12 protein-coding genes are annotated in these 13,342 nt (G+C 49.2%); all 12 read right to left on the bottom strand.

Annotation, left to right across the window (positions count from 1 at the left end):
* Positions 1-104: 104 nt before the first annotated feature.
* Positions 105-1,004 carry an acyl-ACP desaturase gene (locus ADA01nite_RS03430; RefSeq protein WP_146808507.1) on the bottom strand — a complete coding sequence of 300 codons (900 nt, stop codon included), beginning with the start codon at positions 1,002-1,004 and terminating at the stop codon, positions 105-107.
* A gap of 170 nt (positions 1,005-1,174) precedes the next feature.
* Positions 1,175-1,681, bottom strand: a complete 507-nt coding sequence (locus ADA01nite_RS03435; RefSeq protein WP_146808508.1) for a C4-type zinc ribbon domain-containing protein — start codon at positions 1,679-1,681, stop codon at positions 1,175-1,177.
* Positions 1,682-1,716: 35 nt separating this feature from the next.
* Complete coding sequence (locus ADA01nite_RS03440; RefSeq protein ID WP_146808509.1) at positions 1,717-2,832, bottom strand: Nif3-like dinuclear metal center hexameric protein; 1,116 nt, start codon at positions 2,830-2,832, stop codon at positions 1,717-1,719.
* A complete protein-coding gene (locus tag ADA01nite_RS03445) occupies positions 2,808-3,536 on the bottom strand; it encodes a tRNA (adenine(22)-N(1))-methyltransferase (protein WP_146808510.1) in 729 nt (242 codons plus the stop codon). The genes ADA01nite_RS03440 and ADA01nite_RS03445 overlap by 25 nt, the downstream gene beginning before the upstream one ends.
* A 121-nt stretch (positions 3,537-3,657) precedes the next feature.
* Positions 3,658-5,268 carry an AMP-binding protein gene (locus ADA01nite_RS03450; RefSeq protein ID WP_246147205.1) on the bottom strand — a complete coding sequence of 537 codons (1,611 nt, stop codon included), beginning with the start codon at positions 5,266-5,268 and terminating at the stop codon, positions 3,658-3,660.
* A 160-nt stretch (positions 5,269-5,428) separates the two neighbouring features.
* Entirely contained in the window at positions 5,429-6,571 is a 1,143-nt protein-coding gene (locus ADA01nite_RS03455) for an acyl-CoA dehydrogenase (protein WP_146808512.1), read from the bottom strand.
* Positions 6,572-6,770: 199 nt separating this feature from the next.
* On the bottom strand, positions 6,771-7,631 hold the full coding sequence (locus ADA01nite_RS03460; RefSeq protein ID WP_146808513.1) for a hypothetical protein: 861 nt from the start codon (positions 7,629-7,631) through the stop codon (positions 6,771-6,773).
* A 99-nt stretch (positions 7,632-7,730) separates the two neighbouring features.
* The gene (rpoD, locus tag ADA01nite_RS03465; protein WP_146808514.1) at positions 7,731-8,858 is read right to left on the bottom strand and encodes an RNA polymerase sigma factor RpoD; all 1,128 of its coding nucleotides are present in this window, start codon (positions 8,856-8,858) and stop codon (positions 7,731-7,733) included.
* Between the two features lie 34 nt (positions 8,859-8,892).
* Positions 8,893-10,716 carry a DNA primase gene (dnaG, locus tag ADA01nite_RS03470; protein ID WP_146808515.1) on the bottom strand — a complete coding sequence of 608 codons (1,824 nt, stop codon included), beginning with the start codon at positions 10,714-10,716 and terminating at the stop codon, positions 8,893-8,895.
* A gap of 78 nt (positions 10,717-10,794) precedes the next feature.
* Positions 10,795-11,259, bottom strand: a complete 465-nt coding sequence (locus ADA01nite_RS03475; protein WP_146808516.1) for a YaiI/YqxD family protein — start codon at positions 11,257-11,259, stop codon at positions 10,795-10,797.
* 448 nt (positions 11,260-11,707) lie between these two features.
* The gene (locus ADA01nite_RS03480) at positions 11,708-12,535 is read right to left on the bottom strand and encodes a pyruvate, water dikinase regulatory protein (RefSeq protein WP_146808517.1); all 828 of its coding nucleotides are present in this window, start codon (positions 12,533-12,535) and stop codon (positions 11,708-11,710) included.
* A gap of 13 nt (positions 12,536-12,548) precedes the next feature.
* The gene (gene ccpN / locus ADA01nite_RS03485; RefSeq protein WP_246147206.1) at positions 12,549-13,190 is read right to left on the bottom strand and encodes a transcriptional regulator CcpN; all 642 of its coding nucleotides are present in this window, start codon (positions 13,188-13,190) and stop codon (positions 12,549-12,551) included.
* Positions 13,191-13,342: the final 152 nt, after the last annotated feature.

Raw genomic sequence — 13,342 nt, forward strand, 5'->3', positions numbered from 1 at the left:
GGGAAAGTATATTCCGCTTTATCACTGTAAAGCAGAATATACTTTCCTATATCAAAAAATAGCCCGGATCTCATCCGGGCTTCTTCGCTGCATAATGTTTACGGTCACGCACGCGCTTTCATGGCACGCAGGCGGGCGCAAACTCTTTTTAACCGTTCATAGTGCTTCAATACACGCTGTCTCGCTTCTTCGGCTTCCGGCTTGCTCGGACGAATATGGTGAATGTTCCAGTAGTCCACAAGCACATCAAACACCTGATCGAAATACTCTACCGGACCGTATGATGCATCCCTGGCAATCACGCTCATACGTTCTTCGTAATCCGGCATGACAGCGCCCGGCATCGTGAAGTTAATCATGACGCCGGCGATATAGTAAATATAATTTTCATCTACTTCCAAATGCGCTTTTACCGCGTCCCGATAAAAAGCATAATGCAGAACTTCGTCCTTGGCAAGACGGCGCAGCAATGTTGCCAAATCCGGATCCTGTTCCCTCGCTACACGGGCCACATTATTGTAGAACACCATCGTCGCCAGCTCCTGCAGCGTCGTATACGCGAGTGTCTCAAGCGGCGTAGTGAAACTTCCTACCCAGCCGTGCTCCACAGTTTCCTTGCGCAACTGGTGCAAACGGTGCGGGTCAACATTGCGCGTCAGCAGCAGATATGTTTCTAAGAGACTCGAATGCTGATCCTCTTCCGCCGTCCATGTATGAATGAAATCGTGCATAACCGAAAACGATCCTCTAAATGTATCATTCAAATAACTTGTAAACCAGGGCAGATTTACTTCCGTCAGCAGTGCCGTCTCGACGGCGATGCGGAGGCTGTCGGTCAGATTCCCCTGTCCGGGCGCATACGGAACGCGCCGAAAATCCTGCCCTTTATCCCACGGCAAGAATTCGTGATAGCTCCAGTCAATCTTACGTGAACGTTCCAGATGGATTTCGTATAATTCTTTAAACTTCTTTTCCAAACGATGATCTAAATGGCTTAATAACAAAGTAAATCCTCTTTTCCCCTTACGGTTATCTTTTGACAGTTTCTACTATGCTTATAAAATCAGCATTATGGGTATTATACCATGCACAACGGAGATGTCAGCCATTTTGTACATTTTTTTGATTTATGTCTTAATTTTACTAGCCGTAGGGAAAAAAGCGAGCCCAAAAATTATACGAGGATACGCCCGCACTCATCACAGGTGACGAGCGATTTTCCTTTATGCCATTCTTCCATTTTCGCTACAGACAGCGGAAGGAAACAGCCCATGCAAGAACGGCGGCGTACTTCTACCACCGGATTCGATATGTTCTCTCTAATCCTATGATACAGCGCCAGCGCTTCCGGGCTGAGCGACGCCTCTCGCTCTGCGGCCTTTTCCTCCCATTCCCGCCGTGTCTCCATTAAAGCAAACTCTTTCTCAAACTTCTCTTCCATAAAGCGCTCCGTGTCTTTATTGACAAGCCACAACTCTTGCTGCGCCAGCTTCAGCTCAATTTGTCCGTCAATATCATCAGGCGAAGGCTCACCAATCCGCCTGATTTTCGCTTCCGCTTCCTGCCGCCTTGCCGCAAGCTCCTCTTCCCGCGCTCTCAATTTATCCAATTCTTTCTGCACCGCTTGCCGTTTCTCTTTGGCCTGGTGCCATTCCAGCAGCCTTCTTGCTTCTATCATCATCTTCTCTCTCTCCTACTTACCTTCTTCTTTATTATCTATAGAAACGTAAAGGGGTCCGTATTCACTTTCGATACGATAATTTCCGTCTCCAGCTTGTCTTCTTTTATGCGCTTGTCCAATACATTTTTGACGCCCTGCTTCATGATTTTCTCAATATTATGGCCCGGGTCGACAATGGACAGCCCGCCCGCCATGGCATCATGCGCCGTGTGGTAGTAGATGTCACCCGTGACCAACACGTCCGCTCCGCGGAATATTGCTTTCGGGACGAAGCTGTTGCCATCCCCGCCGAGTACGGCCACCTTCTGTACCTGTCTGTTCAGGTCGCCGACGACGCGCAGTCCGCTAACCTCAAACGCGGCTTTGACCTGCTCGGCGAATTCGCGCAGCGAAACGGGGGCCGCCAGCCTGCCAATTCTTCCGATGCCCCACGTTGTACCGGCCTGCTCCACCGGATAAATGTCGTATGCAACTTCTTCGTACGGATGCGCATCGATCATTGCTTTGACTACACGAGTCTGCGCTTCTTCCGGCATGATTGTCTCGATTCGCAACTCTTCCACTTGTTCCAGCTTGCCCTGCTCTCCGATGTACGGATCTGTACCTTCACGAGGCATAAACGTTCCTGTACCCTGTACGCCAAATGAACAATGGCTGTAATGGCCGATCCAGCCTGCGCCTGCCTGCGACATAGCATCCCGCACCGCATCCGCGTGCGACAGGGGAACGTACACAACAATCTTCTTTAATTTCTGTTCGTGCCACTTCTCCAGAATATCAACATCAGTCAATCCAAGCGCCTCAGCGATTAAGTCATTAATGCCGCCTTCTGCCACATCCAGGTTGGTATGTGCCACATATACAGCGATGTCATGCTTAATTAGCTTTTCGTACAGACGTCCTGCCGGTAAATCCGTACGCAGGTTTTTCAACGGGCGAAAAATGACCGCATGATGCGCAATAATCAAATCCACGCCTTCATCAATCGCCTCGTCGACGACCTCTTCAAGCACATCAAGCGCAAGCATCACTTTTTTGACCTCTTTGCGCAGCGTTCCGACCTGCAGGCCAATTTTGTCGCCCTCCATCGCCAGATGCTTGGGAGCGAACTCTTCGAAGTATTGGATTATTCTTTGTCCGTTTGCATACATGAAAGCATCTCCTCCATCCATGTCAGTCTTTTGGCTACTTCCCGCTTCTTCTCTTCCGCTTCCGGATTTTTTGCGCGCTGCAGTTGCTCCTGTACGGACTTGAGTTTGTCCCGCTCCTGTTCCCACTTCTTGCGAAGCACAGGTGATTTCTCCTGCCACAAATACGGTCCTACCTCCACCAATTCCTCGCGCGAAAGGCTCCTGCCTTCATACGGAAGCTCAGGGTTCCCCGGCACGGCTTCGAGAATTTCGTAGATAACGCCGTCTTCTTCAAGAATCTTTTCTTTGCTGAGCTGCCATCCATGCGCAAGCAGCCAGCGCCGGACAAGCGGTGCCCCTACATTCGGCTGCAAAAGCAGTTGCTGAACGCCTGCGAGCTTCTCACACCCCTCGTTTAGAATAGACGCGATGAGGCTGCCGCCCATCCCGGCAATGCAGACGGTATCCACCTCGCCCGGGCTAATGACGGAAAGTCCGTTGCCCAGTCGAACATCAATATATTCCGCAAGCCCTGCCGACCGTACCTGACGCTCTGCAGATTGCCACGGCCCGCGATTGACTTCGCCCGCAATGCAGGCGGAAGCAATCCCTTTTTGAATCAAGTATGTAGGCAGATAGGCATGGTCGGAGCCAATGTCCGCGACGCGGTGCCCCGGTTTGACCATGTCCCCGATCGTTTGTAATCGCTGTGAAAGTTCAATCATCTGTCTGTTTCGCTCCTTGTTTCGTTCCATCTTTACTAGATTACCATTCCCGCGTAAAATTTAACACCTCAACAAGCAAAAGAGGCTGCCAACAAATGTCGGCAACCTTCTTGATGTTCGGTTATTTCGTACCGAGTCCAAGCTCTTTTATCGCATTTTCCCGCAGGCGGAACTTCTGAATTTTGCCGGATGCAGTCATCGGATACTCGTCAACGACTTGTATATAGTGCGGAATTTTGTAACGGGCGATTTTGCCTGTGCAGAAATCCTTCACCTCTTCTATCGTCAGCGTCTCGCCTTCCTTGACTTTGATGCAGGCAAGAATTTGCTCTCCGTACAGCTCGTCCGGTACGCCTACCACCTGAACGTCAAGAATTTTCGGATGCTGATAGAGGAATTCTTCGATCTCGCGCGGATATACATTCTCCCCGCCGCGAATAATCATGTCTTTCAAGCGGCCGGTGATTTTATAATATCCGTCTTCGTCCACTGTCGCCAGATCGCCCGTATGTAGCCAACCATCGTTATCAATTGCTTTCGCCGTCTGCTCCGGCATATTGTAATACCCCTTCATAACATGGACGCCGCGTGTGCACAGCTCACCCTGCTCACCCGGCGCCACCTCTTCGCCGGTGGCCGGGTCGACAATCTTCGCTTCAACATGAGGCAGCACGCGGCCAACCGTCGAGACCCGCTGCTCGATCGTATCGTTCGTACGCGTCTGGGTAATTACCGGAGACGACTCCGTCTGCCCGTATGCAATCGTAATTTCGCTCGCTCCCATCACGTCTACAACTTTCTTCATCACTTCAATCGGGCAAGGTGATCCCGCCATAATGCCTGTCCGCAGTGAGCTCAAGTCGAATGTATCGAATTCCGGATGGTTCAGCTCGGCGATAAACATGGTCGGCACACCATAGAGAGCGGTACACTTCTCATTCTGCACGGCCTGTAGCACTTTCAGCGGATCGAATGAGATAAGCGGAACCATGACCGCACCGGTCGCTACGCTTGCCAGCGTACCCATTACACAACCGAAGCAGTGGAAGAACGGCACAGGAATGCAAATACGATCGTTTTCTGTGATGTTCTGGCAGGCGGCGACATTAATTGCGTTATTTACAATATTTTTATGGGAAAGCATAACCCCTTTCGGAAATCCTGTCGTCCCGGACGTATACTGCATATTAATCACATCGTCCGGCTTCAGGCTGCTCTGTACGCGTGCCAGTTCCTCATCCGACACATTCTCTGCGCACTCGAGCAGGTCCCCCCATGTAAACATACCCGGTTTACGCTCATCCCCTATGAAAATCACATTTTTCAAACGAGGGAGTCGCTTCGACTCCAACTGTCCGGGTTCACACTCATTAAGCTCCGGGCAAATCTCATACAGCATATCGGTATAGCTGACACCGCGGAACGAATCAATTAACAGAAGTGTGGTCGAATCAGACTGCCGCAGCAAATACTCCAGCTCATGCACCCGGTAACTGGTATTGACCGTAACCAGCACGGCGCCCATCTTTGCGGAGGCGAACTGGGTGGTCACCCACTCCGGCACGTTGGTCGCCCAGATGGCAATGTTTTCGCCCGGTTTAATACCAAGGGAAATCAGCCCCCTGGCCACCCGGTTGCAAAGTGCTTGAAACTCGGAAAACGTGTACCGAAGCCCCAATTCGGGATACACGACCGCCTCTTTGTCCGGAAACCTGGCGGTTGTCTGATCCATCAGGTTTCCAATTGTGATTGATACCGGTTCACTCACTCTAATTCCTCCCTCATAATAAATGTGTTAGAAAATGAAGAGGTTAGAGGCGAGATACGTGAGGTTAGCCCCAGCAAGCTTTCTCTAGCTTCTAACCTCTAACCTCAAATTTCAAACTTCTACCTTACTTGCATCCGATTTCTCTCGAGATAACGATACGCAGTACTTCGGATGTTCCCTCTCCGATTTCGAGCAGTTTAGCATCACGGAAGAAACGCTCAACCTGATATTCCCTCATATAGCCGTTGCCGCCGTGAATTTGTACGGCCTGGTCGCACACGCGCATGCACATTTCGGAAGCGAACAATTTGGCCATGGCCGCTTCTTTGGAGAATTTGCGTCCTTGATCCTTTAGCCATGCCGCTTTGTGTACCATTGTACGCGCCACTTCGATATTCATCGCCATATCGGCCAATTTAAACTGAATCGCCTGGAATTTGGACAAGGTCTGTCCGAATTGCGTGCGTTCATTCGCATAGGCAAGCGCCTTTTCATATGCGCCCTGCGCAATTCCCACTGCCATTGCGCCGATGCCGATACGACCGCCGTCTAACGTAGCCAGGAATTGTTTGAAACCGTTTCCTTCCTTACCTAAAATATTCTCTTCCGGTATGCGAACATCCTCCATGAATAACTGCGTCGTGTTGGATGCATGAAGCCCCATTTTTTCATAATCGGCTACGATGGAGAACCCCTGAGCATCCGTCGGTACAATAAATGCGGTAATGCCGCTCGTTCCTTTGCTTTTGTCAGTCACTGCCGTCAATGCGAGCGCTTTGGCATAGCTGGCGTTCGTAATATAACATTTGGATCCGTTAATCACCCACTCGCTACCATCTTTGACTGCTGTGGTACGCGTACCGCCCGCATCCGAACCTGCGTTTGGCTCCGTCAGGCCAAACGCTCCGAAATATTCACCGCGCGCAAGCGGAGTCAGGTATTTCTGCTTCTGTTCATGCGTGCCGAACATGTTAATCGGCGCTCCACCAAGTGACACGTGGGCGGAATACGTAATTCCTGTAGATGCGCATACGCGGCTTAGTTCTTCTACCACGATCGCAAAACTAATCGTGTCGGCGCCGCCTCCGCCGTACTCTTCCGGAAACGGCAGACCCATCAGATCAAGCTTCGCCATTTTTTGAAATACTTCTAACGGGAATTCCCCGGTTTTATCCCGTTCATCGGCTCCTGGGGCCACTTCTCCCTCCGCAAAATCGCGGATCACGTTTTTAATCATCTGTTGCTCTTCAGTGAATGCAAATTCCATGCTCTCCCAACCTTTCATAAAATATAATTAAGTGATTGAGCGCTAGCTCAGTATCACTAATCCGAAAAAAATAAAGCGGTTACAATTTTATTCATTATACTTTTCAGAAATTATGTATTTTATTTTATTCTACATTTATTCTAAATTTTCCTTCTATCCTTACTATAAAGAAAAAACCGGGTTCTTTTCGAAACCGGTCTTAACGTAAAGGCTGCTGGTTACTGAACCAGGGCCACCAGAAATTTTTGAGCGAGAGCAGAAGAAAAGAGGCAATGAATATTTTTATATACAGAAAGTAAAGCAGTAAATCTTCGTCAGCGGCAGGGATAAAGAAGCTTTCAACTTCCGCGCCGAATAGCGCCAGGATGCCGCTGAAGAACAAGATGGCCGATGTTTTTTCCTGACGGCGCTTCCAGACCAGACCAAGCATAATAAGCAGAATGGCTATCGGAAGCCAGAACGCTTCCATCTGCCACCACGCAAACTGCGTGTAAGACTTCTGAAAAGTAAACCAGCCGTATAAACCCTCAAGTCCCAGGAGGGCACAGAATGAAAGGTAGCGTTTGTCAGCAAGAATGCCAGTCAAATACCAGATTATACAGGCAGCCACCATATAAAGCACAATCTCGGTATGATCAAAACCATACAAGCCCAATATATATACACCGCCAAGCGCCAGCAGCATTGAAGCAAGACCGAGAAACAAATGGCTGGATATGCCGCTTTTTTCCTTCATAAATCCCAGTACATAGAACATAAGAGTTAAAAATCCAATCATGGTCATTTGCATTGTCAAAGTAAAATCGGTAAAATGAAAAGCAAGATACAGCAATACAACCATGAAGAGTGCGATGGTTACCCATTTCATCTCAAGTTTCGGAAGGGAGAATGCCGGAAGCGCTTCAAATCCCGCGCTGGCCTGATTCCGGGTCTCCTTGCCGGCGGCTTCGCCTTCCGTGTATAGGTTCAGCAAGAAATCGCAGTAGTGGCTCGGCAGCAGATTGTTGCGCCGCCAGTATTCAATTTCAGATGCGATGATTTTTTTTCTCTGCTCATTCATTGACTTTACCTCCCGTGTACATCCATGCGGAGAAAAAAGAAAAAGCCTACGCGATGCATACGACGCAGGCTGTCTACAACCAGACCAGTAATAAGATGATTATTCTAAGAAGTCTTTCAGCCGTTTGCTGCGGCTTGGGTGACGAAGCTTGCGCAGCGCTTTCGCTTCGATTTGACGGATACGTTCCCTTGTTACGCCGAAGACTTTACCTACCTCTTCAAGCGTGCGAGTTCTGCCGTCGTCCAGTCCGAAACGCAGGCGAAGCACATTCTCTTCCCGTTCGGTCAGCGTATCGAGTACGTCTTCCAACTGCTCTTTCAACAGTTCGTAAGCGGCTGCGTCAGACGGTGCAAGAGCATCCTGGTCTTCGATAAAGTCGCCCAGATGAGAATCGTCCTCTTCCCCGATCGGCGTTTCCAGGGACACCGGCTCCTGCGCAATTTTCATAATTTCTCGAACCTTTTCCGGTGTGAGATCCATCTTCTCGGCGATTTCTTCCGGGGAAGGTTCACGGCCCAATTCCTGCAGCAATTGGCGGGAAACACGAATTAATTTGTTAATCGTTTCTACCATATGCACAGGGATCCGGATCGTACGCGCTTGGTCGGCAATCGCGCGGGTAATGGCCTGACGAATCCACCATGTGGCATACGTGCTGAACTTAAAACCTTTCCGGTAATCGAACTTCTCAACGGCCTTAATGAGACCCATGTTTCCTTCTTGAATCAAATCAAGGAACAACATGCCTCTGCCGACGTAGCGTTTGGCGATGCTGACGACAAGACGAAGGTTTGCTTCGGCGAGACGGCGTTTAGCCTCTTCATCCCCCTGCTCAATCCGCTCGGCAAGATCGATTTCTTCTTCTGCGGACAAAAGCGGCACACGGCCGATTTCTTTCAGGTACATGCGCACAGGATCGTTAATCTTCACGCCCGGCGGAACGGACAAATCGTCGAAAGTGTAGTCTTCTGTCTCATCTCCTTCCTGCGGCGGCAGCATCTCATCGTGCTCATCGTCTTCTGATTCGTTAATTACCTCAATGCTTTGATCGTTCAGATATTCGAAGAATTCGTCAATCTGATCCGAATCTTGATCAAAGGTAGCGAGGCGTTCCATGATCTCTTTGTAAGTAAGCACACCCCGTTTCTTCCCTTGTTCCACCAATTGATCTTTTACCTGGTCAAGGGTCAATTCCATATCAGGTTTGCTTTCTGTTTTTTTGGTCATGGTGTTCCCTCCTTCCGGCGCTCTTCAACTTCACTTATTTTAAAGATCTTTTCAAGGGGATAAGCTCCAAACTAATCCGAACCGCTTCTGCAGTGTTGCCTGCCCGCTCGTGCATGCGCTGCTCCTTCTCGAGCCGCTCAATTTGCATCCGCTTCGCGTTTTTTGCCACTTGCCCGATATAATCGTCAACCGTACGTGGCGAGAGAAGGTGGGGCTGTACGTCCATCATTGCCAGCTCGGATGCTTTCTTAACCAACCGTTCCTCGTCCTGCAAGAAGGAGATGAATCGGGCAGGGTCCGGATCGTATCCCTCGGAGTAATACCGATAGATGTGAGCGGCAAGCGCGGCATGGTCTTCCACCGCAAAATCGGGACCGACTTGCCTTTGTACCTGCTCGGCAATCTCGGCGCTGTGCATCATTAGTGTGAGCAAATATTGCTCCGATTTGATATACGCCGGCAGCATCGGTTTTTCGGCCACAGATCTGCTACTATCTATACTATTATTCCATCCGTCTTTGAGATTATCCCTGTTTCCTGCCTTTTTTTGCTGTTTACGTATCTTCTTCTGCTCTAATTTCATCGCATCGAGCGATAAATGAAACTCTTCCGCTATCTGGCGAAGATAATGGTCGCGTTCCACTGCACTCTGTAGGAGAGAAATTTCTTCAATCGCCTCATGAATAAACTTCATTCGCTCCGTCTCATCATGCAGCGCATAGCGAGAGCGAATCACCTGCAAGCGATACGCCGTCAAAGAAGCCGCATTCAGCAGTATCTCCTGCCTGAACCGTTCTCCGCCATACTGCCGAATGTAATCATCCGGGTCCATCCCCTTAGGCATCTGGGCGACTTTCACCGTACACCCCGCCGCCACCAGCAAATCCGCTCCTTTAAAAGCGGCCTCAATACCTGCCTGATCTGAATCGTAGCAGAGAATCACCGTTTCCGCATTGCGGCGGATGATGCGAGCCTGCTGTTCGGTTAGCGACGTGCCAAGCGAAGCGATTCCGTTATGCACCCCCGCCTGCCAGGCGGAGATGACATCCACATACCCCTCGAACAATACAGCTTCCTGCTGTTTGCGAATCTGTGCCCTTGCACGATGCAAATTGAACAACAGTTGGCTTTTATTAAACAGCGGTGTTTCCGGACTGTTTAAGTATTTGGGCTGCTCGTCCCCCAGCGTACGGGCTCCGAAAGCGACAACTTGTCCTTGCGAGTTATGAATTGGAAACATTACCCGTCCGCGAAACCGGTCGAACGGTCGGCTGTTTCGGTCTTTCCGGCTTAAGAGTCCCGCTTCTTCCATCAGGAATGGCGAAAAGCCACTCTTTTCGAGATGCTGCGTGATAAAGTCCCATCTGTCCGGGCTATATCCTAAACCAAACTCTTCAATTGTAGCAAGTTGTATGTGTCTGTTCAAGAGATAATTACGCGCCTGGACTCCATGGTCCGTATTCAGCAAAAGATGATGATATAATTTAGCCACCAGGTCGTGCGCGGCCAGCATGCTTTCTTTGCGTTTACGCGCCTTCTCATTCTCGGGAGTGCTCTCCTCTCTCGGTATATCGATGCCCGCACGCTGGGCCAGATTATGCACCGCTTCCGGGAACTCAAGGCCTTCGATTTTCATAACAAAAGAAAATACATTGCCGGACTCGCCGCATCCATAGCAACGAAAGAGCTGTTTGTCAGGATGTACAGCAAAGGAAGGGCTTTTCTCAGAATGAAACGGGCAGAGTCCGAAATAGTTACGTCCCGTTTTCTTAAGGTGGACATGTTGTCCGATAACGTCCACAATGTCATTTCCGGCACGTACCCGTTCAATCACTTCTTCAGGAATTCTTCCTGGCATATTTCTCACCTGTACTTCCTACTCGGCCTTTCAGGGTTGCATAAATGGCAACGGAATATTAATATTCGTCAAAACCTCTTAATTTCCTTCTTGTGAAAGTAAAAGTTTTCGCAGATTTTGTCGAAAATGCTCGATTTCTTCGTTGAATAGCGGACGCGGGCCTTTGCGTTTGCCCCCGGTTTTCGCCATTTGCTGCGAAATGTGGCGATTCATGAGGAGAAAAGAGATGTTATCTTTAGTATATTCTTTTCCTCTTGTCCCCAGCGCTAAACACCTTTTTCCCAATACGAGGCAAGCCAATCCGTAGTCATCGGTAACGACGATGTCTCCCGCTTTCGCATGATTGATAATGTACATGTCAGCGGATTGATAGGCAGCATCGACGGTGATAAGGCGTGCCAGCGGATGGGATAAGGATAGGCGGTGGTTGTAGGACGCCACATAATTCACCGGTATTTCCTTGTGTTTCGCTTCTGCAAGAATAATGTCTTTGACGGGGCAAGCGTCCGCATCAACCCATATCTCAGGCATACTTTTTTTCATAATCGTAGTATTCTACATGCTAAACTGTTTTTCCTGCACATAAATTATAGTTTGTCAATTTCGAAAGTTGTCGAAACACAAGAAATGAGTAAAAAAAGTATGCGGTTTTCTTTCCCGAAGATGCAATGCTGTCCGCTCCATTTGCTTCAAAGTCCGGCCCGCCAAACATCCGGGCTGATCAAAGAGGGAGACAGTGGCGGTCCATATTGGACTTTTCCGCAAACTCCACTAGGCAGGAAAGAAAAAGGCATATCTTTTTTCACTCATTTCTTTAAATTAAAAAAGGGACTTACCACCAAACTATGTGGTTGACTTCTCTCTATACAAAGGTTCCTTGCCACACATTGTATATATTTTGAACGGTTACCCACATTTTTTGATGTGGAGCCAGAAAAGAAAAAAGGTCTATAAACTCACAGTCAAGTTTTTGGACCTTTTTTTCATCAACCTACTTATTTGCGTTGCGCTTAATTATCTGCATGATGATGTTGGCCGTTTCTTCAACGGCTTTGTTGGACACGTCAAGCACAGGACAGCCGACTTTTTCAATGATTTTGCTTGAGTATTCGAGTTCATGCTTAATGCGCTCCATGCTGGCATAATTGGCTTCCGCGGTGAGACCGAGCGATTTGAGCCGTTCGGTGCGAATCATGTTCAACTGATCTGCATTGATGGTCAGGCCGATGCATTTCTCCTTCGCCACGAGAAACAGCTCTTCTGGCGGCTCGACTTCCGGCACGAGCGGCACATTGGCGACCTTGAAACGTTTGTTGGCCAGATACATGGACAGCGGCGTCTTTGATGTGCGGGACACGCCGATCAGAATGACATCGGCGCGCAAAATGCCGCGCGGGTCGCGTCCGTCGTCGTATTTGACCGCGAATTCAATCGCTTCGACCTTACGGAAATAGTCTTCGTCCAATTTGCGGACAAGACCCGGCCTATTGCTCGGATCCTGACCCAAATATCCCTGCAGTGCGTTGACCATCGGGCTCATAATGTCAATCGCCGTTACGTTCTCCTCTTCCGCTCTTTGGCGAATGTGCTCTTTGAGCGCGGGAATGACCAGCGTATACGCGATGATCGCTTTTGATTCGGCAGCAGCGCGAACGATTTCGTTTAGCGTTCCTTCGTCCTCTATGTAAGGAAACTTACGGATTTGTATTGGTTGACCGGCAAATTGGCTCGCTGCGGCTTTCACTACAAATTCGGCTGTCTCACCGACGGAATCGGAAACCACATAAACCGTTGCATCTTGAAAAAATGTTGGAAACATGCTTCCTCCTTCGCTACACGTGGATTTCATTGCCCAGTTCCACGAATCCCCGGGTAATGGTCGTCTTCGTAACGCGGCCTACCACTTCATAAGCGGTTTTCCCCGCCTCCACCGTCGGACGTACAACAGGAAGGGAGTCGATCTGATAATCGATTAACTTTTTTGCCGCGTCCAGCAAACTATCATCCGGCATACAAGTAATAATATTCGGCATACGGGTCATGATGATGCTGACCGGCATATCTTCAAGGTTCTGCTTGCCCAGGGCGGCACGCAGCAGATCTTTGCGTGATACGACGCCTGCTAGGTGTCCTTTACCGTTTAGCACGAACAGGGTACCCACATCCTCAAGAAAAAGGGTACAGATGGCATCGTACACGGAACTGGACTCCTTAATGATAATGGGGGGAGCTTTATAGTCCTTCACAATTTTACGATTGACTTCCTCTTTAATCAACTGGTTGCTGTCTTTTCCGGTATAAAAATACCCTACCCGCGGCCTTGCATCCAAAAATCCGGCCATTGTCAAAATCGCCAGGTCTGGACGCAGGGTGGCGCGCGTCAACGAAAGACGTTCGGCAATCTGCTCCCCTGTAATCGGCCCTTCACTCTTAACAATTTCGATGATATGTTCCTGACGCTTCGTGAGTTCTATGACTGCTCACCTCCTGCTTCGGAGTTCTATCGTGACATACTAAATCGCAGTATTTTCCACATATAGTATATACTATATAAACACAAGCATGTCCTGCAAGTAATTTTTCTTTACAGAAAACCACCATGGCATCTCAGCCACAACCCCGACAT

Origin of the sequence: Aneurinibacillus danicus, from assembly GCF_007991215.1 — a bacterium.
GTDB lineage: Bacteria > Bacillota > Bacilli > Aneurinibacillales > Aneurinibacillaceae > Aneurinibacillus > Aneurinibacillus danicus.